The organism is Collinsella sp. 4_8_47FAA (genome assembly GCF_000763055.1).
Taxonomy (GTDB): Bacteria; Actinomycetota; Coriobacteriia; order Coriobacteriales; family Coriobacteriaceae; genus Collinsella.
In genome coordinates, this window is record NZ_KN214135.1 from 465331 (window position 1) to 491948 (window position 26618).

18 protein-coding genes and 1 pseudogene are annotated in these 26618 nt (G+C 58.8%); 7 read left to right on the forward strand and 12 right to left on the reverse strand.

Going from position 1 to position 26618, the window contains the following annotated elements:
- Positions 1-227, forward strand: a pseudogene (locus tag HMPREF9463_RS05415) (IS30 family transposase); the annotation flags it as partial.
- A 301-nt stretch (positions 228-528) separates the two neighbouring features.
- Here the strand turns inward: HMPREF9463_RS05415 and HMPREF9463_RS05420 are convergent.
- From HMPREF9463_RS05420 to pflB, 6 genes are all read right to left on the reverse strand, one after another.
- On the reverse strand, positions 529-1971 hold the full coding sequence (locus HMPREF9463_RS05420) for a glycoside hydrolase family 32 protein (protein WP_035137641.1): 1443 nt from the start codon (positions 1969-1971) through the stop codon (positions 529-531).
- Positions 1972-2072: 101 nt separating this feature from the next.
- Complete coding sequence (locus tag HMPREF9463_RS05425; RefSeq protein WP_052044095.1) at positions 2073-3524, reverse strand: PTS transporter subunit EIIC; 1452 nt, start codon at positions 3522-3524, stop codon at positions 2073-2075.
- 45 nt (positions 3525-3569) lie between these two features.
- The gene (locus HMPREF9463_RS05430; RefSeq protein ID WP_035137642.1) at positions 3570-4952 is read right to left on the reverse strand and encodes a family 43 glycosylhydrolase; all 1383 of its coding nucleotides are present in this window, start codon (positions 4950-4952) and stop codon (positions 3570-3572) included.
- Positions 4953-5135: 183 nt separating this feature from the next.
- Positions 5136-6146 (reverse strand): LacI family DNA-binding transcriptional regulator, encoded by a 1011-nt coding sequence (locus tag HMPREF9463_RS05435; protein WP_052044096.1) that lies wholly within the window; start codon positions 6144-6146, stop codon positions 5136-5138.
- 411 nt (positions 6147-6557) lie between these two features.
- A complete protein-coding gene (gene grcA3, locus HMPREF9463_RS05440; RefSeq protein ID WP_006234861.1) occupies positions 6558-6809 on the reverse strand; it encodes an autonomous glycyl radical cofactor GrcA3 in 252 nt (83 codons plus the stop codon).
- 85 nt (positions 6810-6894) lie between these two features.
- Positions 6895-8946, reverse strand: a complete 2052-nt coding sequence (pflB, locus tag HMPREF9463_RS05445; protein ID WP_035137643.1) for a formate C-acetyltransferase — start codon at positions 8944-8946, stop codon at positions 6895-6897.
- Between the two features lie 549 nt (positions 8947-9495).
- Here pflB and HMPREF9463_RS10450 point away from each other — a divergent pair.
- The 4 genes from HMPREF9463_RS10450 (at position 9496) to HMPREF9463_RS05465 (ending at position 15776) form a co-directional block, all read left to right on the forward strand.
- Positions 9496-9945: a MarR family winged helix-turn-helix transcriptional regulator gene (locus HMPREF9463_RS10450; protein ID WP_052044097.1), complete on the forward strand. Its 450-nt coding sequence runs from the start codon at positions 9496-9498 to the stop codon at positions 9943-9945.
- Positions 9942-12308: an ABC transporter ATP-binding protein gene (locus HMPREF9463_RS05455; protein WP_035137644.1), complete on the forward strand. Its 2367-nt coding sequence runs from the start codon at positions 9942-9944 to the stop codon at positions 12306-12308. The genes HMPREF9463_RS10450 and HMPREF9463_RS05455 overlap by 4 nt, the downstream gene beginning before the upstream one ends.
- Positions 12308-14164, forward strand: a complete 1857-nt coding sequence (locus HMPREF9463_RS05460) for an ABC transporter ATP-binding protein (RefSeq protein WP_084591791.1) — start codon at positions 12308-12310, stop codon at positions 14162-14164. Before HMPREF9463_RS05455 ends, HMPREF9463_RS05460 begins: the two co-directional genes overlap by 1 nt.
- A gap of 580 nt (positions 14165-14744) precedes the next feature.
- Positions 14745-15776, forward strand: a complete 1032-nt coding sequence (locus HMPREF9463_RS05465) for a 3-deoxy-7-phosphoheptulonate synthase (RefSeq protein WP_006234851.1) — start codon at positions 14745-14747, stop codon at positions 15774-15776.
- Positions 15777-16111: 335 nt separating this feature from the next.
- Here HMPREF9463_RS05465 and HMPREF9463_RS05470 read toward each other — a convergent pair whose 3' ends face one another.
- The 4 genes from HMPREF9463_RS05470 to HMPREF9463_RS05485 form a co-directional block, all read right to left on the reverse strand.
- Positions 16112-17317 (reverse strand): agmatine deiminase family protein, encoded by a 1206-nt coding sequence (locus HMPREF9463_RS05470; RefSeq protein ID WP_035137645.1) that lies wholly within the window; start codon positions 17315-17317, stop codon positions 16112-16114.
- A gap of 285 nt (positions 17318-17602) precedes the next feature.
- Positions 17603-19042, reverse strand: a complete 1440-nt coding sequence (locus HMPREF9463_RS05475; protein ID WP_035137646.1) for an APC family permease — start codon at positions 19040-19042, stop codon at positions 17603-17605.
- Positions 19043-19351: 309 nt separating this feature from the next.
- Complete coding sequence (locus HMPREF9463_RS05480; protein ID WP_035137647.1) at positions 19352-21553, reverse strand: ABC transporter permease; 2202 nt, start codon at positions 21551-21553, stop codon at positions 19352-19354.
- On the reverse strand, positions 21543-22328 hold the full coding sequence (locus tag HMPREF9463_RS05485; RefSeq protein WP_035137648.1) for an ABC transporter ATP-binding protein: 786 nt from the start codon (positions 22326-22328) through the stop codon (positions 21543-21545). The genes HMPREF9463_RS05480 and HMPREF9463_RS05485 overlap by 11 nt, the downstream gene beginning before the upstream one ends.
- A gap of 148 nt (positions 22329-22476) precedes the next feature.
- Here HMPREF9463_RS05485 and vsr point away from each other — a divergent pair, with 148 nt between their 5' ends.
- On the forward strand, positions 22477-23463 hold the full coding sequence (gene vsr / locus HMPREF9463_RS11355; protein WP_230318715.1) for a DNA mismatch endonuclease Vsr: 987 nt from the start codon (positions 22477-22479) through the stop codon (positions 23461-23463).
- 705 nt (positions 23464-24168) lie between these two features.
- Here the strand turns inward: vsr and HMPREF9463_RS05495 are convergent.
- Positions 24169-25026 (reverse strand): class II fructose-bisphosphate aldolase, encoded by an 858-nt coding sequence (locus HMPREF9463_RS05495; protein ID WP_022095149.1) that lies wholly within the window; start codon positions 25024-25026, stop codon positions 24169-24171.
- 334 nt (positions 25027-25360) lie between these two features.
- On the opposite strand from HMPREF9463_RS05495, the gene HMPREF9463_RS05500 reads away from it, so the two are divergent.
- Positions 25361-26164: a DeoR/GlpR family DNA-binding transcription regulator gene (locus HMPREF9463_RS05500; RefSeq protein ID WP_035137649.1), complete on the forward strand. Its 804-nt coding sequence runs from the start codon at positions 25361-25363 to the stop codon at positions 26162-26164.
- 63 nt (positions 26165-26227) lie between these two features.
- Here the strand turns inward: HMPREF9463_RS05500 and HMPREF9463_RS05505 are convergent.
- Positions 26228-26618, reverse strand: a 391-nt coding sequence (locus HMPREF9463_RS05505; RefSeq protein ID WP_035137650.1) for an IS3 family transposase, incomplete at its 5' end; no start/stop codon positions are given.

A 26618-nucleotide genomic window follows, 5' to 3' on the forward strand; every position in this document is an offset into this window, starting at 1 on the left:
TCGCCCCGGCCGACCTGGCGCTGGCCATGTCGCACGTGAACTCCGAGCCCCGCGGCGCGCTCGGCTTCGCGACGCCCGCGCGCGCCTTCAGGGCGATGCTCGGGGAGGACGCGGCGGCGCTGCTGGACGCCTACGGTGTGTGGGACGTGCCGCTCGGCGACCTCGACCTGACGCCGGGGCTCATCGAGAGGGCGCGCGCCGAGAGGGGCGATGCCCCGCTGGCCTAGCCTAGAAGGAAAAACGGAATAGACGGACCGACCGTCCGGCTGAGTCTGGGAAGAGGTGCCGGGCGGCGGGCGGAGCATGGCCACCGGACCTATCGAAACACATCTCCACCGTTCCATCAACTGGGAAAACGGCGCCCCCGGACCCCAGGAGGGGCCGCGGGGGCGTTCAGCTAACTGCGGGAATGGCCTATTTGCTCAATGTGTTCGGCTGAGATCGGAAATCAACCTGCGGTAAGCGGTAGTTGGCCGCGACAACTGCGACACATTCCGTCCAGCAAATCCAATCGTGCTCCACGCACGGTTAATGCACGAGGCGGTAGAAATTCATCGATGCCGCACCCTCGGCGTGCAGCTCCATCGCCGGAACCGCCGGCGAATAGGTACGGCTCGTAAGTGCCGCCTCGCCGCCATTTGCAAAAATCTCGACCATCGTAGTGTCCGAAAGCGCGCGTAGGTCGCGAAGCTCGCCGAGCTCAATCGACCTCTGGTCGCGCCCATAGCCTTCGTCACCCATATCGAGGGTAAGCATCCCGTCCGTATAACGCACAAAGACACCCTTGCGGATTTCGAGCTCGATCACCTGGGCGCCCTCACAGGAAACCACAAGATCAAACAGGCGGCCCGGCTCCTCAACGGTTTCACCGCCTGTCGCGCGAACGCAGTCGCCGCGCATCCTCTCAATCTCGTGCGCCGGCTGCTGGCAGAGCTTACCATCGCGCATGCTCAGCTCTCGCGGCACCGTCAACGCGCACTGCCACCCGCGCGCCACCGTCGGGTTTTCTGCCGTCGCATCGGGGCAACCCGACCATCCGATCATCAAACGCCGGCCTGCAGCATCCTCAAAGGACTGCGGAGCATAGAAATCAAAACCGGCATCGACCATCGGGGGCATGCCCTGCCCGACGATTTTAAAGCTCGGCGCCTCCCAATCGGCCTCGATGGGGAACCACACGCACTGATGCGGATTGCGGTAACGCCAACCATCGGCAGGCACACCCTGCGGGCAGCAAACGAGAATAAGCTCGCCATCAAGCTCAAACAGATCAGGGCACTCCCACATAAAGCCAAACTTCTCGCCCAGCTCAATGCGCGTCGCATAGCTCCAGACCCCTAAATCACGCGAAGTATAGACAAGCACGCAGCCACGGTCGTCTTTCGTACGAGCGCCCAGAACCATGTAGTAGATACCATCGTGCTCAAGGATCTTGGGGTCGCGCACGTGTGTACCGATATCGTCGGGGTAATCGACTGGTCCAACAGCCATGCGCTTCTCGCCCAATTCGTCGGGATTCTCGGCAACCATATGAATCTGATTTTGCTCACGGCCCGTCAACACGTAGTCGTAATCATCGCGGTCAAAATGCTTGACGTTGCCGGTATAGAAGTAGTGAATCTTGCCATCACGTACAAAGGCAGAACCAGAATACGCTCCGCTCGAATCCAAATCGGAATCGGGGAACAGCACGGGGCCGTGATTCTCGTACGTCACAAAATCCTTTGTCGTCAGATGGTTCCAAAGCACTGGACCGCCATGCGCAGCATCGAACGGATCGTATTGATGATAGATGTGATACGTATCACCAATCTGAACCAAACCGTTGGGGTCGTTGAGCCAGCCAAGCTCAGGCTCCACATGGAACAGAAGCCTATCGGGGTCGGACGCGATGCGAGCCGCCGTCTCATCCTGTCCGACACGCCACTGCTCATAGTCCGCGCGTGTCACCTTGTTTTTTTGATTTAACATCGCCGTTGACTTTCTCGTCTATGGGGAAGGACGCTCGACTCACACGAGTCGAACGCCCTTCCTCAAATGGACTTATCCTCAGATTACACTGAACGGCTCAACTAGAAGCTAACGTCGAAGCCAGCGCCAGCGCCCTCTTCATCGGTGGTCGGCACGCCCTTTGCCTTGTTGTAGGCAAAGATCAAGACGATCGGCACGATAAAGGCGATGAGATTGCCAGCCACATACCACACGAGGGTCTCGGGCGTGACGATGAGCAGGCCAAGCACGCCGGTCAGACCCTGACCGATAGCGCGCACCTCAAAGAGCTTGACGAAGGCACCGCCGCAGCCTGCACCGATGCATGCGCAGATGAACGGAATGATCGAATAGCGCATGTTTGCAGCAAAGATAGCGGGCTCGGAGATTCCGACCAGCGTCGGGATAAAGGACGACATGCAGATGTTGCGCTCTTTGGAGTGCTTCTTGTGAATGAGGTACATACCGATGGCGCCGCCGCCCTGGGCGATGATGGAAACCGACCAGATGGCCTGGATGTAGTTGAAGCCAGTCGTGGCAACAAGGTTTGCCTCGATACCCTGGATGAACTGATGCGTACCGGTAACGACGAGCGGCTGCAGGAACGCGGCGAAGACAAAGGCACCAAAGACGCCCATCCTGTTGTACAGGATATCGATTACGCCGGCGAGGACGTCACCGATCAGGTTGCCGAGCGGGCCGAACACGGTGAACAGGGCGACGTTAGCAAGAATCAGGGTAACGGTCGGGACAAAGACGAACGAAACGACCTCGGGGATGTACTTCTGGGCAATCTTTTCGACCTTGGCCATAAACCAGGCAGTCAGGATTGCAGGGAATACTCCGCCCTGGAAAGCAACCATGGGAATGGATAGCGGACCAAAGTTCCAATACTCAGCACCCGTCGGGTCCATAACGAACGTGTTGCGGTTCATAAGGCTCGGGTGAACCATGACGATACCGACGAGGATGCCCAGGATCGGGTTACCGCCAAAACGCTTGACCGCGCTGTACATAACCAGGACAGGCAGGTAGTCGAACGTGGTGGCGATAATGGCAAAGAAGCTTGCGAGGTTCTTGAGGAACTCGCTGTGATCGGCGAGGCTGCCTTCCATGCCAAAGAGGCCGTTGGCAACGATCAGCGACTTAAGGCCGATGATGATTGCAGCGCCGACGAAGGCGGGAATGATGGGGATAAAGATGTCCGAGAATACCTTGAGGACCGAGAAGAACTTGCCCTTCTTGTCCGCCTCAGCGCCCTTGACCTCGGAAGCACTGATCTCCTTAACGCCCGTCAGAGCCATAAACTCATCGTAAACCTTGTTGACGGTACCGGTACCGAAGATGATCATGAGCTGGCCGCTGTTGTACAGCACGCCCTTGACGCCATCGATGTTCTCGAGCTCGGCCTTGTTGTATTTGCTCGTATCCTTGAGCACCAGACGCAGACGGGTCACGCAATGCGTGGCGCCCTCGATGTTCTCCAGTCCGCCGACGTTGTCGACGACTTGCTGGGACACTGCCTTGTAGTCCATGTTCCTCTCCATTCCTTTTCTAAATCATAAAACGGTTCGTTGCCGCTACAGAGACGCGATCGTTGCGTTTGCGCACTTGAGCGCACCGTCGGTGACGGTAAGCGCCACACCCTGGCCCTGCTTGTTGCAGAAGCGAGCGTTGAGCGCAACATCATCGACAAAGATGGTCGCGATGTCGTCGTCGACGACCAGACGCACATGGTGAGTGCCCTCGCCCTTAAAGAACAACGGACGCTCGAGGCCCATGTTGTTGACCTGGAACCACGGGTACTGGGGAGCCGGCGTGAACTCGAGCTTGCCCTCGCGCAGGTTGGCGCGGAACTCATAGGCAAGACCGGTCTCGGCGTCCTCGGCGAACTTGACCGAGAAGCCGGCAGCGTTACCGCCGAGCTCAATGTCGGCATCGAGCAAGTAGGTGGAGCCGGCATCCGCGGCGAGCACCTGCTCGACCTTGCCCGACTCGCAGGAAAGCTCAAAGGTCTCGACTGCCTTAGCCTCGCCAAAGGCGCCAAGCATGCTGTCGGGGAGCTTGGTGCCGAGCGTTCCGTCGGCACGCTGAACGATCTCGAGGGGCATAAAGGTGCCACCCCATAGGTAAGAGCTGGGGTCGCCGCCCTCGTCACGCGTAGGAACCCAACCAAAGAGAACGCGACGCTCGCCATCGAATGCGGTGCGAGCGGCGTAGTACGCGCGGCCGTCGAAGGAGTCGTCAGCGGGGGTAATCCAAGGACCGTTGATGGACTTGGACATGCGGTAACGGGTCTTGTTGCCGTCGCTGTACTCGGAAAAGACGAGGTACCACCAGTCGCCCATCTTAAAGAGATCAGGCATCTCAAACATGGTGTACAGGCCCGGGTTCCACCAGTCGCCCTGGAACTCCCAGTTGGTCAGATCCTTGGAGGTGAACTTGACCAGGCGGCCGGTCATCAGACGCTTGTCCTCGCCCACACGCGTGCCGAGGATGAGCATGTACTCTTCGTTCTCCTCATCCCAAAGCACAAAGGGATCGCGCCAGTTGCGGTCATCGTAACCCTCCTGGGGCGGAAGCAGCGTCTCGGCGATGTTCTTCTCCCACTTGACGGCGTCGTCGCTCGTTGCGTGAAGAAGAACCTGCTTCATCAAACGTGCGCGGACCTTATCGCGATTGCAACCAGTGTAGAGCGCATGGTACTTGTCGCCCACCTTAAACACCGTGCCGGCATAAATGTACTGGTCGACTTCCTCGTCGCCGCCGCGCTCAAGGCTCTCGCCAAAGTCCTTGTAGTTGACGAAATCCTTGGTCGTAGCGAGTGCCCAGCCAAACGGCTCTCCGAAAGGTTCGGGGTTACGCGTGTCACGCTGATGATAGAGATAGAACGTGCCGTCCTCGCCGTACGGCATGATGTCGCCTACCCAAATTCCCTCAGGCTGGTAATACACCTTGTGCATCCGAGACTTCCTTTCCACGACATACTAACTCGGTACAATGGCAAGATATGTCAATCGTTTTCATATGTCAAACGTTTTCACACCAATACGTCTTTTCGCAGTTCCAGTCGTCGGCAAACGGTTGACATATGCCGGTGAACGGTCATCAGAGGCGTTTGAGGAATTCTTTTGGCACGGGATGAACTACGCGGTTTTGCCCTCAATGAGTTCAACGGGGAGCTTGATATTCGATTCGGGATTATCGCCGTTAATAAGAGCGATGATGGATTGCGCCGCGAGCTCTCCGATGCGATCGATATCTTGACGTACGGTTGTTAAGTCAGGCATAAACGTCATAGTTCGGCGGGCACCATCCGCGCCCACGACCTTAATATCGTCTGGAGCGCTCAAGCCGCGCTGCTTCATCACGTTGAGACAGATGGCCGCCATCGTATCGTCTCCCGCAAAGATGCCGTCAATATCGGGGTTCTCATCGAGGATCTTCGCAACGACCGCGCCCTTTTCGTCGTCGGGCTTAACGAACTCAACCTCACGGACAAGCGCGGACAAACCGGCCTGCTCAACAACATCGAGGTAGGCATCAGTACGCTTATTGGCAGGCATGCGCATGCGGCTATTGCTGCGCAGGCACAGGATACGCCTGCAGCCGTCATCAATCAGACGGCGCGTGGCGAGCTCGCCAATGCCATAGCTGTCACTTGCAATCTGGACAGAGCCCTCGCCAAGATCGCAGTCGATGCCAACCAGGCTCAAGCCCATCTCGGCATATGCCTCGGCACCGATATTGAGGGAGTTGACGATGACGCCGTCGACCATATTGCGGCGGAGCATGTCAATATAGGAACGCTCAAGATCGGGTCGATTGGCGCTGTTGCACAGCAACATCTTAAAGCCGTTTTCCGCTAACGTGCGCTCGACCGCCTGCACAACCTGAGCATGGAACGGGCTGCTCACAAAGGGAACGATCATACCGATAAGATTCAGGCGACCGTTGAGCATGGCACGGGCGATATCGTTGGGCGTATAGTTGATGCGCTCCATCGCCGCATGGACTTTATCGCGGGTTTCCTGGCTAATGTAGCCGCGATTATTAAGCACGCGAGATACCGTAGTAGGCGAAACCCCCGCCACCGCTGCAACTTCCTTGATGCCAGGCTTAGCCGTATCCTTAGAACGGGCACTCTCGTGAGCCATAGCACCCTCCCCCATCAACATGTCATACGTTTACATACGAACAAAGCATACCCCAACAACAGCGGGAAGACGGTAACAGCACAAGTAAGTAAACGACTCATCCAAATAATTAGGAGAGTTCCGCCTAAAGGGTGACTCCAAAGGACCCCACATGGCCGGTTTTGGGTTATTTTCCAAAACGTCCCGCAGGACGCAAAGGGCTCCGCCGCGCGAAGCGCGCAGCGGAGCCCTTTGCATGTCCGAGGACACCAATTTAATTTAGCGTGGTTCCCTAAAGGGCGACAACGCAGGAGACCCGGCAAGGCCGGGAGCACTTTGTCTCGCAAACATTCCGCAGCCGCGAAGCGGCGAGGACGTTTGAGAGGCAAAGTGCGTAGGCCTTACCGGGTCTCCGGTGGGAGTTGAGTCCCTTTAGAACTTGTCGTGGAAGGTACGCGCAATGACCTCGTCCTGCTGCTCCTTGGTGAGCGTGTGGAAGTTCACGGCATAGCCGGAAACGCGGATGGTCAGCTGCGGGTACTTCTCGGGGTGAGCCTGAGCGTCGAGCAGCGTCTCACGGTTGAAGACGTTGATGTTCAGGTGGTGGCCACCCTTCTCGGCGTAAGCGTCGAGCATGTGGACCAGGTTATCGGCCTGAGTCTCGGAAACTTCAGAAACCTTCATAATGTGTCTCCTTCGATTAATAGGCGCCGGCCGAAACCGGCGCACTAATCAGTAATCGTTATTGTTAGTATAGCACTAACAATAGTTACTCGCCCAGCTGATCAAGGTCGATATCGCCAAAGAACACCTGGTCCTCCTTGCCGAGCGCACTCGGGATGATGGAGAAGGTGTTGGAGATGCCGTCCTGAGCATCGCGGAACGGGAGCTTGGAAACCGAAGACAGCGAAGCGATGGCGCCGTGGCTATCGCGCTTGTGCATGGGGTTAGCACCCGGGGCGAACGGCTGGCCAGCCTTGCGGCCGTCGGGCGTGGAGCCGGTCTTCTTACCGTACACGACGTTGGAGGTAATGGTCAGAACCGAGGTCGTGGGCACGGAGTTGCGGTAGGTGTCGTTCATGCGGATGTACTCCATGAACTGGTGCACAACGTCGTGAGCAATCTGGTCGACGCGGTCGTCGTCGTTACCGTACTTGGGGAACTCGCCCTCGGTCTCGAAGTCGACGATGATGCCGTTCTCATCACGGACGGGGTGGACCTTGGCGTACTTGATGGCGGACAGGGAGTCAGCCACGACGGAAAGGCCAGCGATGCCCGTAGCGAACCAGCGGTGCACGTGCTTGTCGTGCAGAGCCATCTGGATGCGCTCGTAGCAATACTTGTCGTGCATGTAGTGAATGATGTTCAGCGAGTTGACGTACACGCCAGCGAGCCACTTCATCATGTCGTTGTACTTGGCCACAACGTCGTCGTAATCGAGCGTATCGCCCTCGACGGCGCGATACTTGGGGCCGACCTGCTTCTTGGAGACCTCGTCAACACCGCCGTTGAGTGCATACAGCAGGCACTTGGCCAGGTTGGCGCGAGCGCCGAAGAACTGCATCTCCTTGCCAATGCGCATGGAGGACACGCAGCAGGCAATGCCGTAGTCGTCGCCGTGATAGACGCGCATGAGGTCGTCGTTCTCGTACTGGATCGAGGAGCTGGCGACGGAAGTCTTGGCGCAGAACTTCTTGAAGTTCTCGGGCAGACGGGTCGACCACAGAACGGTCATGTTGGGCTCGGGGCTGGTACCCATGTTCTCGAGCGTGTGCAGGTAGCGGTAGCTCATCTTGGTAACGAGCGTACGGCCGTCAACACCCATGCCGCCGATGGACTCGGTGACCCACTGCGGGTCGCCGGTGAACAGGGCCTGGTACTCGGGAGTACGGGCGAACTTGACCATGCGGAGCTTCATGATGAAGTGATCCACGAACTCCTGGATCTGCTCCTCGGTGAAGGTACCGTTGGCAAGGTCGCGCTCAGCATAGATGTCGATGAACGTAGAGGTACGGCCGATGGACATAGCGGCGCCGTTCTGCTCCTTGACGGCAGCAAGGTAGGCGAAGTACATCCACTGGATGGCCTCCTGCGTGTTGGTAGCAGGGTTGGAAATGTCGAAACCATAGGTCTCGGCCATCATCTTGAGCTCGCCGAGGGCGCGGATCTGCTCCTGCAGCTCCTCACGATCGCGGATGTTGTCGGCGGTCATGACCGTCGGGGTGGAAGCCTTCTGGGCCTCCTTGTCCTTAATCAGGTAGTCGACACCGTACAGGGCGACACGACGGTAGTCACCGATGATGCGGCCGCGGCCATAGCCATCGGGCAGACCGGTGATGATGTGAGCCGAGCGGCAAGCACGCATCTCGGGGGTGTAAACATCGAAGACGCCGGCGTTGTGGGTCTTGCGCTCGAAGGTGTAGCGCTCGACAACGTTCTCGTCGACCTTGTAGCCGTGCTGGCTGGCGGCCTGGCAAGCGATGCGGATACCGCCGTTGACGTGCAGAGCGCGCTTGAGCGGCTTGTCGGTCTGGAGGCCGACGATGGTCTCCTTCTCGCGGTGGGCGTTATCGATGTAGCCAGCGGGGTGGCTCACGATACCCGTGACGGTCTTGGTGTCCATATCGAGGACACCACCCTGCTCGCGCTCCTTAAGCAGCAGGTCGAGAACCTCGCCCCACAGCTCCTTGGTACGCTCGGTCGGACCTACGAGGAACGACTCGTCGCCCTCGTAAGGGGTGTAGTTCTTCTGGATGAAGTCTCGGACGTCAACCTCTCCCGTCCAAATGCCTTCCTTGAAGCCTTCCCATGCCTCCTGCATTGTGTAACCACGCTCCTAGTTACGTGTAATGCGGCGCTCTCTCACACCGCTGCTTATTGAATTCTTGAATTTTCGGCTTGCACTACCGGCTTCTTCCGTTCTTCACCACACGTTGGTGCAGGGAAAAACGTTTGTCCACCTTGGAACTGCAACCCAAAACCCAAGATTTCACCCGTTTGAGAAGGATAACATAGCGACCCTCTCCATCTGGGCTGTTATATGTTTCTTTTTTTATATCATAAGGGCGTTTTTTACAAACCCGCAGGAAATGCGAGCGTGAACAACTACCGTTCACCGATTTGTTTAGTTTTTTCCTTGCCTTTGTACGACGTTCACTCTAGCTGTTATGCCAGCTTTAGCAGGGTAAAGTGCCTCTGAGTGGGCTTTAGGACGTGCTCAGAGATCTACCCCTAACTTTGCTGATACCGACGGTGTACGGAGGTCGCCTAAAGGTTGTTTTCTAGGCATTTCCCAAAATCTACCGTATAGGGTGCGCGTGCGGGGGTATCATCTTTCACCGAAAATAGTTTCTAGTGTTAGGGGTTTTCGGTGGAAGATACCGATTTCCGTGAACTTGGGCGTCAGCTCCTTACCGAGTTCGGCAGCATGCATCAGCGCATTTCGCGCTTTGCGGACAAAGCCCTCGGCGGCGAGATGGCCGTCATGCGCGCCCTTATGCTCGCTGGCGGTTCGCTCACGCCGAGCGAACTCGCCGATCGCGCCTGGGTCTCGAGCGCCCGCATCGCCAATATCCTACGCGCTCTCGAAGCCAAGGGCTGGGTCGAGCGCGAGCACTCAAAGACCGACCGTCGTCGCGTACACGTCACGGTGACCGACAAGGGATTCCAGGATCTCGAAATCAAACGACGGGAATTCGAGGAGCGCACCGCGGCCTTCCTCGAGCAGCTCGGCGAAACAGATACCCAAGAGATGGTGCGCCTTCTAAGACGTGCCAACGAAATTATCGACCGCAATCAAGAAAGGAGAGATGCCGAGTGAGGATTCTCAAGCTCTTTAAAAAGCACGTCCTGGCACTGTTCACAGCTATCGTACTTATCGTAATCAGCTGCAACGCCGATCTGGCACTGCCTACCTATATGAGCGACATCGTCGACGTGGGTGTGCAGCAAGGCGGCATCGCGTCGCCCGTACCCGACACCATCCGCGCCGAATCGCTCGACGACCTCGAACTCTTTATGAGCGCCAAGGACGCCAAGACGGTAGAAGCTGCGTTTGGCAAGGCAGACAAAAACGGGATTCGCACGTACAAGGGAACCGAGGATGAGCGCGCCGACGGCAGCAAGCTCGCCGATATCATGAGTCTGCCCGAGACCGTCGTCCTTTCGCTCAACCAGGGTATTGACGCCAACTCCATGGGTGACATGATGGGCACGTCCGGTGAGAAAGACAACAGCGGCGCCCAGGCCATACCCACGCCCGAGCAGATGGCGGCGATGACGCCCGAGCAACTCGCCGAGATGCAGCAGAAGGCCGCAGCCGCGCAGAGCATGCAAAAACAGATTGATGCCGACGGCGGTAAGATCACCATGAAGAGCCTGCGCTTGGGTGTCGAGGGCGGTCTGGTAGACCAAATCAAGCTCGTCGAGGGCGCCAACCAAATGGCGGACAAAATGGGCTCCATGTCGGGCTCCATCGTGACCCAACGCGCCGTGAGCTATGTACAGGACGAGTACAAGGCGCAAGGCATCGACCCCGCCGACGTACAGAACGCCTACCTGAGCCGCATGGCGACCACGATGTTTGGTCTGTGCCTGGTGTCGCTCGTCGCCACCATCCTGACCGGTGCCGTGGCTTCGCGCACCGCCTGCTCCATCGCCCGCGACCTGCGCCGCGAGACCTTCAACAAGGTTATGCACTTCTCGCCGGCCGAGGTGGGCAAGTTTAGCCAGGCCTCGCTCATCACCCGCTGCACCAACGACATTCAGCAGATCCAGATGGCCGCAACCCTGTTTATCCGCATGTGTCTGATGGCCCCCGTCATGGGCATCGTCGCCGTCATGCGCGTCCTGGCCAACCATACCGGCCTGGAGTGGACCATCGCCGTGGCCATCATCGCGGTTTCGGCCGTTGTCGGCGTGCTCATGGGCCTCACCATGCCCAAGTTCAAAAAGATGCAGAGCTTTGTGGACCGCGTGAACCTTACCGCCCGCGAGCTGCTCGACGGCCTTATGCCCATCCGCTCGTTCAACCGTGAGGAGCATGAGCTCGAGCGTTTTGACAAGGCTTCGCTCGACCTGATGACCACGCAGCTCTACACCAACCGCGCCATGAGCTTCATGATGCCGCTCATGATGCTCGTCATGAACTGCATCACCGTGCTTATCGTCTGGTTTGGCGCGCAGGGCGTGTCCGACGGCGTGATGCAGGTCGGCAACATGATGGCGTTCATCTCCTACACTATGCAGATCGTCATGGCGTTTATGATCCTCACCATGGTTTCGGTCATCCTGCCCCGCGCCGAGGTCGCAGCCGAGCGCGTGGAAGAGGTCATCACCTGCCCCACGAGCATCAACGACCCCACCTCGCCCAAACTGCCCGCTGCCAGCGCGCCGCGCGGCGAGCTCACCTTCCGTGACGTGAGTTTCCAGTATCCCGATGCCCGCGCCGACGTCATCAGCGGCGTGAACTTCACCACGCATGCCGGTCAGATGCTCGGCATCATTGGCTCCACGGGCTCGGGCAAGTCCACGCTCGTGCAGCTGATTCCACGCTTGTACGACGTCACGGGCGGCAGCATTTCGCTCGACGGCATCGACGTGCGCGACATGACCCTTTCCGAGCTGCGCCGCCGCATCGGTTATATTCCGCAGCAGGGTCGTCTGTTCTCGGGCACCGTTGAGAGCAACCTCAAGTTTGCGGGCGACATGGTAAGCGATGATGACATGCGCCAAGCCGCGCGCATCTCACAGGCCGAGGACTTTATCGCCGAGCGCGAGGGCGGCTACGACTCCCCCATCAGCCAGGGCGGCTCCAATGTTTCGGGTGGTCAGCGCCAGCGCCTGGCCATCGCCCGCGCCCTGGCCAAAAAGCCCGAGGTCGTGGTTTTCGATGATTCGTTTAGCGCCCTCGACTACAAGACCGACGCGCGCCTACGCGAGGAGCTGGCCAAAAACGTTACCGACGCCGCGCTCGTGGTCGTAGCCCAGCGCATCGCGACCATCATGCACGCCGACCAGATCATCGTGCTCGACGACGGCCACGTAGTGGGCACCGGCACGCACGAGGAGCTGCTGCGCAGCTGCCCGGCGTATCTGGAGATCGCACAGTCGCAGCTTTCCGCCGAGGAGCTGGGGCTTACCCAAGAAGAAATTGCAGCCGTCATGGAAGGAGGCGAGCGCTAATGGCAGACGAGACCAAGACTCAGATTCCCAAGCCCACCCGCCAGCGTGGTCCCATGGGCCGCACGGGCGGCATGCGTCGCGGCGAAAAGGCCAAGGACTTTAAGGGCACCATGAGGCAGCTGCTCGGCTATATCGGCCAGCACAAGATTGCCGTGTTTGCCGCCGTCGCCTTTGCCGTGTGCTCGGTCATCTTTAACATTGTGGGGCCCAAGGTGCTCGGCCAGGTTACCACCAAACTGTTCGAGGGCTTGGTTGCCAAGGTCAACGGCACCGGCGATGTCGACTTTGCCTGGATCGCCAAGACGCTCGGCTTTTTGCTCTGTCTGTATCTGGCGAGTTCTGTCTGCAGCCTGATCCAAGGCTGGCTTATGACCGGCGTCACGCAAAAGATCTGCTACCGCATGCGCAAGGAGATCGCCGCCAAGATCGCTGTCGTGCCGATGAGCTACTTCAACGGTCACAGCAAGGGCGATGTGCTCAGCCGCATCACCAACGACGTCGATACGCTGGGTCAGTCGCTCAACCAGAGCGTGACGCAGCTTATCACGTCGGTCACGCAGATTATCGGCGTGCTCATCATGATGCTCTCGATCAGCCTGCCGCTCACCGGCGTCACCGTGCTCACGCTGCCGGCCGCCGCGATTATCTTGATGGTGATGATTCACTTCTCGCAGCCGTACTTCCGCGAGCAGCAGCAGGTTCTGGGCGCCGTCAACGGCATTATCGAGGAGGATTTTGCCGGCCAGAACGTCATTCAGGTGTTCGACCGCGCCGAGGCCTCGATCGAGGAGTTCGACCGTCAAAACGACCGCCTCTTTATTAGTGGCTGGCGTTCGCAGTTCCTGTCGGGCCTGATGATGCCGCTTATGAGCCTGGTGGGCAACATGGGCTACGTGGGCGTCGTCGTGGTGGGCGCGCAACTTGCGCTGACCGGTAATGCCACGCCCGGCGACATCCAGAGCTTTATCCAGTACGTTCGCAACTTTACGCAACCCGTGCAGCAGCTGGGCAACGTGAGCAACACGATGCAGTCGATGGCCGCCGCCACCGAGCGCGTCTTTGAGTTCCTGGCCGCGCCCGAGGAGGAGCAGAATGCCGACGCGCAGATTCCCGAAAAGCGCCCCGGCCATGTGGAGTTTGATCACGTCAAGTTTGGCTATACGCCCGACAAGACCATCATCCACGACTTTAGCTGCGAGGCGCAACCCGGCCAGACCATCGCCATCGTCGGCCCCACCGGCGCCGGCAAGACCACGCTCATCAAGCTGCTGCAGCGCTTCTACGATGTGGACGGCGGTTCGCTGCGTGTCGAGGGCGTCGACGTGCGCGACTGGGACCGCGCGGCGCTGCGCGGCGAGTTTGCCATGGTGCTGCAGGATACCTGGCTGTTTAACGGCACCATCCGCGAGAACATCCGCTACGGACGCCCCGATGCGAGCGATGCCGAGGTCGAAGCCGCCGCGCGCGCCGCACGTTGCGACCACTTTATCCATACGCTTGCCGGCGGTTATGACTTTATGATTAACGAGGAGGGCACTAACCTGTCGCAGGGTCAGCGCCAGCTCGTGACCATCGCCCGTGCCATTTTGGCCGACCGCCCGGCGCTGATTCTGGACGAGGCGACTTCCAACGTCGACACCCGCACCGAGGAGCTTATTCAGCGCGCCATGGATGCGCTGATGCAGGGCCGTACCAGCTTTGTCATCGCGCACCGCCTGTCCACGATCCGCAACGCCGACGTGATCCTGGTGATTCGCGACGGCGACATCGTCGAGAAGGGCACGCACGACGAGCTGCTCGCCCAGGGCGGCTTCTACGCCGACCTGTACAATTCGCAGTTCGACGAAGCGGCGTAAAAACCGGCGGCAAACAACCGCAATGCCAAGAAAACGGGGGCGCAGGACAACCTGCGCCCCCGTTTTTGCTCTGCGGCCCTCAAACCGCCTCCCCCTGGGACCTGATTGACAGCCCCTTCGAGGCCCTGTGGGCAAAAAATGGCAAATATGAGTACTGTTACTTTTTTAGTATCAGCCAAAACAGCCTCAAATGCGGCTCTCACGGCTTACACGCGTCCCTAAATTGATCAAACAGTCCTATAGCGGACTTATATGTGTTTGTGTTAATGAACATATTTTACTGTTATGTCTATTATTTTGCGAAGGCAATATGATACTAAGATAGCAACCGTACTCATATTTGGCATTTTTTGCCCACGGGGTGTTTCCTGGGGAACCGACAATAGCCTTAGGGTCCCGCGCGACGCCACTCCCTCCCGGTATCCGCCGACGTTCCCCCATATAAAACCTGCCAAAATAAACCTGTCCCTTTTGGCAGGTTTCGGGGCGGCGAGGGGTTGCACTTTAGCGTGCGACAGCGGATAATGCCGAGCACTCGACAATACGCTTATTGCTCTTTCTGTAGATTGAGGAGGCCCCTATGGCCATGGAATTCAAACGCAGGCTGCCGATCCCCATGGAGATCCGCGAGGAAATGCCGCTTTCTGCCGAGCTTACCGCCAAAAAGCAGGCATTTGACGCCGAGGTCGCCAAAGTCTTTACCGGCGAGGACGCACGCAAGGTGCTCATCATCGGCCCGTGCTCTGCCGACCGCGAGGATTCGGTGCTTGAGTACATGAACCGACTGGCCAAGACCGCCGAGGAGGTCAAGGACAAGCTCATCATCATTCCGCGCGTCTACACCAACAAGCCGCGCACCAAGGGCACCGGCTACAAGGGCCTGCTGCACAACCCCAACCCCGAGGCTCCCGACGACCTGCTCGAGGGCGTCAAGGCCATCCGCCATATGCACTTGCGCGTTATTGAGGAAACGGGCTTCTTCACCGCCGACGAGATGCTCTATCCGTCCAACTACCAGTACCTCGTTGATCTGCTGAGCTATGTTGCCGTGGGTGCGCGCTCGGTCGAGAACCAGGAGCATCGCCTGGTGTCGAGCGGCATTTCGGTACCCGTCGGCATGAAGAATCCCACTGCCGGCTCTACCACCGTTATGCTCAACTCCATTTACGCCGCGCAGGCGCACCAGAGCTTCATCTTCCGCAACTGGGAGGTCGAGTGTGACGGCAACCCGCTCGCGCACGCCGTCATGCGTGGCTACATCGGTCTCGACGGTCGCACCTACCCCAACTATCACTACGAGCACCTCGAGCGCCTGGCCGAGCGCTATACCGAGCACGCCGGCTACGCCAACCCGGCGGCGGTCATCGACTGCAACCACGACAACTCGGGCAAGCGTCCGCTGGAGCAGTATCGCATTTGCAAGGAAGTGCTCGACAGCTGCCGCCGCAACGAGTCCATCTCCAAGCTGGTCAAGGGCTTTATGATCGAGTCTTACCTGGAGGACGGCAACCAGCCGGTCGACGGCGGCGTCTTTGGTAAATCGATCACCGACCCGTGCCTGGGCTGGGAAAAGACCGACTACCTCATCCACGAGATCGCGGAGCGGATTTAGAGTTACGGCGTTTTACCAAACGCCGTAACGGCTCGACGCTGCAAGCCCGCCAGAGCGAGCAATCTGCCTTTCAGCTTCGGCGGCATGACCAGAAGGTCAATGCCGCCTCGCTTCAAGGCACCTTGCTCGCTCTGGCGGGTTTTCGCTGACGTTTTTTGACCTGCATCGTTGCCAGGGTTGGCACCAATGACTGATGCGGTAACTAGCTACGTCAGTCCGTTTGACCGGCTGAGTTTCTGAGGTGCGGCAGATTCCCGTGAAAGAGGAGCGCCGCGTACTTTGGTACGCAAGCGAAAAATGAACGGGAAGGCGCCGTGCCTCGGGAAGACAGACAGTTACGCCGAGGGTTCCTGCTGAGTAATGCAGTGGATGTTTCCGCCACCGAAGACGACCTGCTCGGACTGAACGCCGACGCATTTGTAGACGCCCTCGCCCCAGACCTCGTCGTAGATCTTCTGGAGCGTGTCAATGGCAAGCTGGTCGTTCTCGTCGCCGTACTGCGGGACGATAACGCCGTAGTTGGTGACCAGGTAGTTCATGTAGGAGGCGATCAGCGGCTCGTCGGCGACGCGCGGCTCGGCGTTCTCGTCGGCGTCGATGGTATCGCAGGAAGCCTGGTCCATGAACAGCGGGTTCACGGGCATGCAGAGCTTGTAGACCTTCATCTTGCGGCCCTTGGCGTCAACGGCGTTGGAGAGGGTCTCGTAGACAGCGTGGCATTGCTCGTAGAACGGATACTCGGGATCGTCGGTCCAGATGCAGGCCATGACGCCCGGAGCGATGAACGTAGCGACATCATCGATGTGGCCATTGGTCTCCTCGGGATCGATGCCCTCCTTGACCCAGATGACCTTCTCGACACCCAGGTAATCCTTGAGGTGCTCGTCCATATAGGCGCGAAGTTCCTCGCTCCAGGGCTCAAACTTCTTGTGGAACTTGGGCCAGATGGACTCGGGATCCTCTTCCTCCTCCAGAACCGCAGAGCAGGTGCGGCCCGGGGAAAGCAGGCACTGGTCGGTCACGACCACGGTGCCTTCGCCGTCGACGGTGATGGAACCGCCCTCGAGGATCATGTCATCGGGACGATAGCGACGGCAGCCGGAAAGCTCAGCCATCTTAAGGGCGATCTGCTCGTCCTTGTCCCACGGGAAATAGAGGCCGTCGACGAGGCCGCCGTAGGCGTTGAAGTGCCAGTGGTTGGCGCGCTTATCGCCCTTGCCATTGATAACAAACGTGGCAGCGGTGTCGCGGAACCAAGCGTCGTCGGTGGTCATCTCGATAACGGTAACGTTCTCGTCTTCCTCAAAGACGGCCTTGCAGTTAGCGTAGTCGGCCTGGTTGGCGCATATGGTAACCGGGGTGAACTCGGCAATGGCGCGGGCGATGGCGGCATACTGCTTCTGAGCCGACTTGGCGCCATGGGCCCAGGTATCGGTGCGATGGGGCCAGCCCATCCACACGCGATCCTGCGGAGCGAACTCAGCAGGCATAAAGTAGCCGTCGGCCTTAGGGGTGGACTCGGACTCGGTGATCGTACGCATAAGATTTCCTCCAAATCGAACGATCGCTTGCTGCAGGCGGGTTACCCGCAGCCTAAAACCAAGAGGTGGCGGACACCCGTTCCCCGGCAAAGGTCGGGGCGCCCGGCGCCGGTTTTCACGGAGTCGCACCGGCAAGCGACGACGTAACCTGGCGCGCGGAGACAAAACGCACGAAGGATACGGAAGAGAGATTGGGGCGGGCGGTGGTTACCAGAGCTATCGCTCACACCCACCCCGGGGAATGGTCAAGTGGCGAGGAGGGTTGGAGCCCCGAATCCGGATGCTCTAGTTCTCCTCGGCCTCGGCGGTCTCCTCAACGAGACGCTGAGCAGCTAGTTCAGGGGTGAGACCCTTGTACTCGGTCTCGCGACCCTTAGCACTGACGACGCGAACAACCTCGCCAATAAGCAAAAGCACGATGAAGATAACGATCATCGGGACCTTATCGCCAATCTCATCGACAGAGAACGGAATCAGCGTTGCAACGATAGCCAGAATCAGCTCGATGCAGGGAATAGCCAGCATGACCTTCATCATGGCACCCTTAAACGGGAACGTGAAGATGCGCTCGCGGTTCGGGTCGTTCTTGCGAAGGTTGAGGAACGCCGGGAACATCGGGATATAAGTGAGCAGCAGAAAGACGACGGAGGTGCCGAAGAGCATCCAGAAGACACCGTTGGAGATGGCGTCGATAGGAACGAGCTGAAGGCACAGCACCAGGGAGGCGACGATGGCGTTGACCAGGTTGGCGCCGTTGGGCATGTCGTCATCCGAGATCATCGAGGCGAAGACCTTGGGCATGTTGCCATGCTCGGCAGCATAACGAGCAACGGAGTTGACGCCGAAGGACCAGGCAGCCATGTTGGCGAACAGGGTGATCAGGAAGGCAATGCAGATGACCTTGAAGATCATGGAGTCGCCCACCATGGTCTGGACAGCGTAAATCATGCCGTAGTCGGGATCGATGGAATCGGCCGGCACAGCAGCGCCGATGCCAAAACCAGCGAACAGGTAGATCACGGCGATAGACAGGCCGCCAACGATGATAGCCTTGGGGATATCGCGAGCGGGATCGGCCATATCGTCGGTCATGGTGCAGATGACCTCGAAGCCCATGAAGTTAAAGATGATGATCGACAGGTAGCCGAGCGCGTTGGTGTTGGTGAGCTCGGGCAGGAAGGTGGTAGCGGATATGTCGTTCGCAAAACCGTTCTCCATGGCATACCAAATACCCAAAGCGCCGACGATAACGGCAACGGCAACCTTGATGATGGCGCCGCCGTTCAGGACCCACTCGGAGTCGGCAGCCTTGGAGCGACCCATAAGATAGACGATCCACACAAAGGCAAGGTCGATACCAATCTTGGCAATCAGATTGAACTCGACGCCAAAGACCATGCCCAGAATGTCGGGGAACATGGTAGCCAGCGAGGCGATCCACAGCGGGTAGTTAACCCAGTAGTAGTACGAGATACGGGCGCCCCACTTGTCGCCCAGGCCATCACGTACCCAGTCGTAAATGCCGCCCTCGCCGTCATAGGTGGTGCCGAGCTCGGCAACGACCATGCCATAAGGGAGCAGGAAGGTCAGGATCAGGAAGATCCACCAGAAGAACTGCTGGTTGCCAATGGCAGCAGCGGGAGCGGCGGCCTCGCAAACGAAGACGACGCAGATGATGGTCGAAATGACCGTCAAGAAGGAAAGCTTCTTCTTTCCGTCGCTCATGATGAGCTCCTTCGCTCAGTCTTGGACAAATCGAGACCCTTAAGATATTAAGACAATTGCCAAGCCTCGGTGAGCGAGCGACAGGAGACGAGCATCCGCCGCCCGCAAACGCGCTTCTACGATGAAGTTACGCTGTTATACCAAACCGCGTAACGGCTCGACGCTGCAAGCGCCCCTAGGCGGCAATCTGACGTTCAATCGTCGGTCGCGTACCGAAGTACGCTTCCCTCCTCTTTCACGTCACCTTGCTCGCTTAGGGGCGCTTTCGCTGACTTATGCTCAACCTGCGATTGCTTTGCTTTAGGTCGCCTATTCGCTGTAGCGGGTAGCGATGGCGGCTTGTACCATGCCGGCGCTCATGAGGTAGGTCACCAAGAAGTAGCCACCGTATGCCACTAGGAAGATTGCACAGGTGAGGCCCACGGTGCCGCCGATGCTCATAGCTCCGAAAATGCTCACCATCTCGATGATCACCTTAAGTGCCACAAAGGAGTGCGCCAGGCCCACTGCCAGCGGGAACAGGAAGAATACCGCTTGTTGCGCCATCACCGAATGGCGAATCTGGCGGTCCTCACAGCCGATCTGTGCCAGCACACGATAGCTGCGGCTGCCGTCGGCCACGTTGGAGAGTTGCTGGATCGACAGAATCGCCGCACATGCAACGACCAATACAAAGCCGATGTAGATGGCTAGGTAGCTAATAAGACCGTTCATTTGCGCTGCTTGCGTGTACATCTCGGAGCGTGTGATAAAGATTCCCCACGACCCCGGCTCCTTGCCGTCAACGAGCAGATTGTCGAGCAGAGTGTATTTAATGCTCTCGTCTGCCTCGGTCGTATCCATCCCCTGTTTGTAGTTAACGAGCAGGCTACTGGAATACGGCTGCAGATTAAGCTGGGACAACAGCTCGTCGGCAACGACGACGGTACCCGGATTACTGCCCATCTCCGAGTTGGCGATGGCCGCCGTATCTTCGTCCGACTTATCGGTTGCGGGCTTGAGCGTATGCCCGCCCAAGGTAAGGGCATGGCCGCCAGCCATATACTTGGTGTACAGGTCGACCAGCTCGCCGCCCATATCACATGTGAGCAGATACTGGTTGTGACCGATGTGCACCGGCTCCTCGCCCATCATCTGACGCAGTTTGTTGTACTGGCTCGCCGGCGTCACAAACAGACCCATCGTATCGGCATTGCTACCCCCGAACGCCTTGGGAAGCTTTTCGCCCATGATCTTGCACATCTCACCTGGGGTCACCGAAGGATTCGAGCCGCCAAATGGGTAACTCAGATACGAATCGATCTGCACATGCTCACCGGCAACATCGGCGATATCGACCTTCTTGCCGGTCTCGTCGTTGTTGTCCGCCGACTTGCCCTTGCCGTGCCATGCAGGGTACAAATCGACCGTTGTATCGGCCAACACCATGCGATCGACCTCAGACGGATTGGCATACCCTTTGTAGTAGTCGAGCGTATCGGGCGTGTAATAGACATACGTCTGAGACACGTCAACAGGGTTATAGCGCTCCAGGTTTTCATTCATCACGTTGGCAATTGACATACCGCACGTCACCGAGGTGATGGCCAAAAACAGGAGCATCGCGATGACGCCCATCGAAAAGCACACCGTGTTGACCTTGGCCGCAAGCTGGCGCACGGTAAACATGTTGAGGCCGCGCCAATACACGCCGCGCAGGCTCTGCAGCAGCTTGATGAGCATGCCCGAGAGTCCCCAGAACAGGGCAAAGGTGCCCACGGTAACCATAGCGGTCGTAATACCAAACTGGTTCATGGCCTCTTGCAGCTTGCTGTCCGTCGCGGTTAGCGGGAACCCATCACGTAGCAGACGGTAATAGGCCACGCCCACCAGCACCGCGCCCACGGCAAAGATGGCAATCGCGATCCAGGGGTTGCGTGTCTTGATGCTCTCGTTGCGACGCTCGGCACCCATAAGCTCGATGAGTTTGGTACGACGCACGGCGCGGAGGTTCAGCAATAGCGTGAGCACAAACATTACGAGCATGCAGGCAAGGGTCAGATTGAACGCATGCATCGAGAATAAGAAGTGGAAATTGGCGATCTGTGTCTTAAAGAGCGAGGCCGTAAAGAACGTCATGAGTTGGGAGAGTCCCACACCCAGCACAATGCCGGCGACAAAGGCCACGACCGATACTATCACGGTCTCGAGCGCCATGATCGTGGCGACGCGCCCGCGCCCCATGCCGAGCACCTGGTACAGGCCAAACTCCTTCTTGCGGCGTTTCATGATGAAGTTATTGGCGTACACCATCAAAAAGGCCATGACACCGGCCAAAAAGTACGTCAGGTCGCCGAGCATGCTGCCCATAACCTGCGCCAAGCCCTCTTCATCGATTCCGGCGATATCAACCTGCATCGAGATGGTGTTAAAGGCATAGAAGACCGTGACGCCCAGGGTGAGCGTCAAAAGGTAGACGAGGTAATCGCGGCCGGCGCGGCGGACGTTGCCCCAAGCGAGTTTACAGAGCATCGGAGCCCTCACCGCCCATCATGGCAACGACCTCCATAATGCGGTCGAAGAACTCTCGGCGGTCGATGTCGCCGCGGCGCAGCTCGGTGAAGATCTTGCCGTCGCGAATAAACAGCACGCGGCTCGTGTAGCTGGCGGCAAAGCTGTCGTGCGTGACCATGAGCACGGTGGCGCGCAGGCGGCGATTGAGGGACTCCAGGCTCTCGAGCAGCAGGCGGGCGCTCTTGGAATCGAGGGCGCCGGTGGGCTCGTCGGCCATGATCATGGTGGGGTCGGTGACGAGCGCGCGAGCCGCGGCAACGCGCTGCTGCTGACCGCCGGACATCTGGTAGGGATACTTGTCGAGCACCTGACTGATGGAGAGGCGCGCTGCCACATCCTGCACGCGGGTCGAGATCTCTGCCGAGTTTATGCGGGCGATGGTGAGCGGCAGGGCGATGTTCTCGCGTGCCGTGAGCGTATCGAGCAGGTTGGAGTCCTGGAAGATAAAGCCGAGCTCCTCGCGGCGGAACTGCGAGAGCTTGGCCTGCTTCATGCGCGTCACGTCCTGACCGTTGATGCGGATCGTGCCACTTGTGGCGCTATCGATGGTCGACACGCAGTTGAGCAACGTCGACTTGCCCGAGCCCGAAGCGCCCATGATGCCAACGAACTCGCCGCGGTTGACGGTAAAGCTGACGTCGTTGAGCGCGCGGGTCACGTTGCCCAACGCGCCGTATACCTTTTCGAGATGCGCGACCTCCAGTACCGGGGTCGCCATGTGCGTGGTTTGCATACCGAGTCCTTTCTTGCGATTAGTCTACGGCATCTATAGTCGCAAGAAGACGAGTCGGCTACCATCGATATGGCTTACGCTTGCCTTACCGTTGTGTAAGGTACGCGTAGCTACCCTGCCACGTGTTGATGTTGAGAGAGGACTCCTGTTGAAGACTGTTCATGTTGCCGCTGGGATCATTCGCAAGGAAGGATCCGATGAGCTGCTTGCCGTGCAGCGCGGCTACGGCGACATGCAGGGACTTTGGGAGTTCCCCGGTGGCAAGCTCATGCGCGGCGAGACGCCCGAGGACGCCGTACGCCGCGAGCTCATGGAAGAGCTGCAGGTAAAAGTCACCAACCTGCGCGATTTCTATACCGTTGAGTACGACTACCCCGATTTCCATCTCTCCATGGAGTGCTACTACTGCTCGCTCGCCGATGAATCCGATGAACCCCAGAAGCATGACCGCCAGCTCGATATCCGCTGGATTCCGCGCACCTCGCTTGCCACCGTTGAGTGGATGCCCGCCGACAAAGGGCTCATTGATGCCCTGATTGAGTTGAAGGAAGATCGGCTTGAGGCTAACGGCGCCAACGACACCGAGTCCACCACAGCCGACGAGCCCGTTACCAAGCCCAAGCGCAAAGCCAAGCGCCGCAGCAAAAAGCGCCCCAAGCCCGGCCTGCTGGACGGCATCGACACCTCGGACCTTTCCGCTGACGAGCGTGAGCTCGTGCGCCGTCGCGCCGCCATCAAAAAGTCCATGAAGGGCAACAAGCGTGCGAACACCAAGCCCGAGCTGCTCGTTCGCCAGCGCCTGCGCGCCGCAGGCCTTACGGGATACCGTCTGGAATGGAAGGTGCCCGGAAAACCCGACATCGCCTTCCCCGGGCGCAAGATCGCCATCTTCGTCAACGGCTGCTTTTGGCATCGCTGCCCTAAGTGCAATCCAAGCCAGCCCAAGCGCAACGTTGAGTTTTGGGAGGCAAAGTTTCGCCGCAACGTCGAGCGCGACCACGCTGCCGTGGCAGCACTCACTCAAATGGGCTGGACGCCCATAACCATCTGGGAATGCGAGCTCAAAAAAGACCACATCGACGCCACGATGGAAAAGGTCATCGAACAAGTACGCGCCGCCGCACCGCAGCGCTAGGAACGAGCCGTCCACACGCCCCACACAGGCAAGCCACATCCGTGCCACAAACCTTAGAAAGCCCTTAAGCCCAAAACCTTTCAAGAGTGTTACTCGATAGCTTTTACCTGCGGTTTCATCGCAACGTCAAACCTCATTAAGCCTTTCTTTAGCACTTCTTTGCAGCAGCCGCGGCATAATACTGCCAACGCACGGGACCTAGCAGCACACCCCGTGCGCAACCTTTTGGTGGACATCGAGGAGGCCGCATAAGCATGCATTCTTCCAATGACGCAGCACAGCAGCCATCCCTAAAACATGCAGACCTTTTCTCCTTCCCCCCGACACAGAGAGACGGCCTCCTCGACTCCCCCACCACAAAAGCCAAACGCTCAACCGACCAGAGCCACAACTTACGAGCATCGTTCGAAAAGCTCCAAGCATCCCTAAACAAGTCATTCCCCAACCAAGCCCGGGCATACTAACCCCTCATCAGCAAAGAAGCCCTGACGCCCCACCCATTTCCGCCCTAACGCCACAAGGGCGACGACCTCGAGTAGATCAACCTGGGAGGGACGAGGGCTTAGTTCCCCAATCTTTCCGCAGGGGGCAAAAAGCCTCGCCGCACGAAGTGCGCAGCGAGGCTTTTTGCATGCCCGAGGACGATTGGGGAACTAAGCCCTCGTCCCTCCCCGGGATATGTAGCGAGTCGGAGTACCCTTGCTGTTACTCTGCTTTGCCCACAGAGTTGAGGTTGGTCATGCGGATCTTAACCAGCTCGGTGATCTCACGCATGCCCTCCTTGGCCGGCTTCTTGGGGTCGAAGCAGGCGGGGTTCTCGGCCATGTAGGCCATGAAGCCCTTGGTGTAGGCCTGACGCAGCTCGGTGGCGTAGTTAACCTTGCAGATGCCGTTCTTCACAGCCTCGGCAACCTGCTCATCGGGCACACCGGAGGTGCCGTGCAGGACCAGCGGCACGTCGACGGCGTCGCGGATGGCCTTGACCACGGACTGCTCGATGTGCGGATCGCTCGTGTACACACCGTGGCTGGTGCCAACGCCAATTGCGAGGGAGGTGCAGCCGGTGCGCTCGACGAACTCCTTGGCCTCGGCCGGATCGGTGTAGGGGCTCTCGCCCTCAACCGCGGGACCGTCGTCCTCCTTGCCGCCAACCTTGCCGAGCTCAGCCTCGACGGGCACGCCCATGGCGCGGCCAGCGTCGGCGACGGACTTGGTCAGAGCGATGTTGTCCTCGAAGGACTCGTGCGAGCCGTCGATCATGACAGAGGTGTAGCCAGTGCGGAAAGCCTGCATGCAGCGGTCATAGCCATCGCCGTGATCGAGGTGCAGAGCGACGGGCACGGAAGCGCGCTCGGCGGCAGCCTTGACCATGCCGTAGAAGTAGTCCAGACCAGCGGTCTTGATGGTGCCCGGGGTGGTCTGCATGATGACGGGGGACTTGGTCTCCTCGGCAGCGGCCAGAACGGCCATAACAAACTCGAGGTTCTCGACGTTGAACGCGCCAACGGCGTAATGACCGGCCTGAGCGTCCTTGAGCATCTTTTCGGTGGTAACAAGTGCCATGAGCGTTTGCTCCTCTCCCTCGCCCGCATCTGGACATCGGGCGTAGTTGTTCACAAGGCGTTTTACCTTGCGTTTTACTGCGCTCATTGTATGAAATTCAGCGGCTTTGCACGTGCGAGATATTGAGCCCATGCAGGTCAATACCGTCGTTTTTGAAAAGTAAACGGAAGGAATTGGAGCCGAGTGGGCGTGTTCGATATTGAATTTTGGGCGTTGAGCGTCTTTCTTTTATAGAAAAGATAAGTAATCGAAAGGTGTTTTCTTACTCAAAAAGAAAATGAACGAAAATAGAGTCAACACAATTCCTGCAAATTTGGCCGAGAATGGAGCAGCTATGGCCCACGCAACAACCCGAGCCTTCGCCGATGAGCGTCGTGCCGCCATCATGGAAATGCTTGAGCATAATGCCTCGGTGCAGGTAGCAGAAATCGCCCAGACCTTTGGCGTGTCCTCCGTTACCGCCCGCGCCGACCTGGACGCGCTCGCCGAAGCAGGCAAGCTGCGCCGCACGCATGGTGGCGCCGTATCGCTCCACAAGCGTCTGACTGTTTCCACGCAGGATCGCCGCATCAATGTCAACGTCGCCGCCAAGCAGGCCATCGCGCAAAGCGCCATCGAGCTCGTCAATGACGGCGACACGCTGCTCGTTGACTCGGGCACCACGGCGCTCGAGTTCGTCCGGCTCCTCGATCAGCGCGACGGCATCACCGTTATCACGGCCGACATTACCATCGCCGATTACATCGACGAAAGCATGCCCTCGGTCGATGTCGTCATGCTGGGCGGGGCGCTGCGCAAAGGTCATCGCTATCTGTACGGCCCGCTCACTATGCAAGCGCTCCAAATGGTCCACGCCGATCTTGCCGTCATGTGCCCTGGAGCTTTTGTTCCCGGCTGCGGCTTTACGACCGACTTTCCGCAGATGGCCGAGACCAAAGCGGCTATGGTCGGTGCCGCCCGTCAAAGCGTCGCCCTTATGGACGCCAGCAAGGTTAACGGACGCGGCATGTACCGCTTTGCCGAGCTGACCGATGTCGACACCATCGTGATGGACCGTGATCCCGATGGCGCCGTCGCCACCTCAATCGCCGAGACCGTCGACGACGCCCGCCCAAATCTCGTCATCGCCGGCGCTTAAACAAAAACCACCACAAAGGTGCCTGTGAACTGCGCCCCGAAACTTGGACTGAACAAATAGCGACTACGCCGCAAGGGCCCGGTTCCGGAACTCCTCCGGCGTCAGGCCCTTCAATCTTACCTGCCTGCGCCGCGTGTTCCAATGGTCTATGTACTCCTCCAGGTCGCGCTTGAAGTCCCCGAAGCTGCCCCACTCCCTGCCGCGGTAGAACTCGTCCTTCACGTGGCCGAAGAGCTGCTCGGTGGCGGCGTTGTCGATGCAGTTCCCCTTGCGCGACATGCTCTGGGTGATGCCCGCCCCCTCCAGCCTGGAGGCGTAGGACTCGTGCTGGTACTGCCAGCCCATGTCCGAGTGCATGGTCGGCGCCGCCCCGTCGGGCAGGGCCTCGAGGAGCCGGTCGAGCATCCTGTGCTGCTGGGCGAGGTCCGGCGAGGTCGATATGTCGCTCGCCACG

What these genes read in the sequence shown, in the direction of transcription:
- HMPREF9463_RS05420 (WP_035137641.1), bottom strand. Translation starts at nt 1,971, where the DNA reads ATGTTAAATCAAAAAAACAAGGTGACACGCGCGGACTATGAGCAGTGG.
- HMPREF9463_RS05425 (WP_052044095.1), bottom strand. Translation starts at nt 3,524, where the DNA reads ATGGACTACAAGGCAGTGTCCCAGCAAGTCGTCGACAACGTCGGCGGA.
- HMPREF9463_RS05430 (WP_035137642.1), bottom strand. Translation starts at nt 4,952, where the DNA reads ATGCACAAGGTGTATTACCAGCCTGAGGGAATTTGGGTAGGCGACATC.
- HMPREF9463_RS05435 (WP_052044096.1), bottom strand. Translation starts at nt 6,146, where the DNA reads ATGGCTCACGAGAGTGCCCGTTCTAAGGATACGGCTAAGCCTGGCATC.
- grcA3 (WP_006234861.1), bottom strand. Translation starts at nt 6,809, where the DNA reads ATGAAGGTTTCTGAAGTTTCCGAGACTCAGGCCGATAACCTGGTCCAC.
- pflB (WP_035137643.1), bottom strand. Translation starts at nt 8,946, where the DNA reads ATGCAGGAGGCATGGGAAGGCTTCAAGGAAGGCATTTGGACGGGAGAG.
- HMPREF9463_RS05460 (WP_084591791.1), top strand. Translation starts at nt 12,308, where the DNA reads ATGGCAGACGAGACCAAGACTCAGATTCCCAAGCCCACCCGCCAGCGT.
- HMPREF9463_RS05465 (WP_006234851.1), top strand. Translation starts at nt 14,745, where the DNA reads ATGGCCATGGAATTCAAACGCAGGCTGCCGATCCCCATGGAGATCCGC.
- HMPREF9463_RS05470 (WP_035137645.1), bottom strand. Translation starts at nt 17,317, where the DNA reads ATGCGTACGATCACCGAGTCCGAGTCCACCCCTAAGGCCGACGGCTAC.
- HMPREF9463_RS05475 (WP_035137646.1), bottom strand. Translation starts at nt 19,042, where the DNA reads ATGAGCGACGGAAAGAAGAAGCTTTCCTTCTTGACGGTCATTTCGACC.
- HMPREF9463_RS05480 (WP_035137647.1), bottom strand. Translation starts at nt 21,553, where the DNA reads ATGCTCTGTAAACTCGCTTGGGGCAACGTCCGCCGCGCCGGCCGCGAT.
- HMPREF9463_RS05485 (WP_035137648.1), bottom strand. Translation starts at nt 22,328, where the DNA reads ATGCAAACCACGCACATGGCGACCCCGGTACTGGAGGTCGCGCATCTC.
- HMPREF9463_RS05495 (WP_022095149.1), bottom strand. Translation starts at nt 25,026, where the DNA reads ATGGCACTTGTTACCACCGAAAAGATGCTCAAGGACGCTCAGGCCGGT.
- HMPREF9463_RS05500 (WP_035137649.1), top strand. Translation starts at nt 25,361, where the DNA reads ATGGCCCACGCAACAACCCGAGCCTTCGCCGATGAGCGTCGTGCCGCC.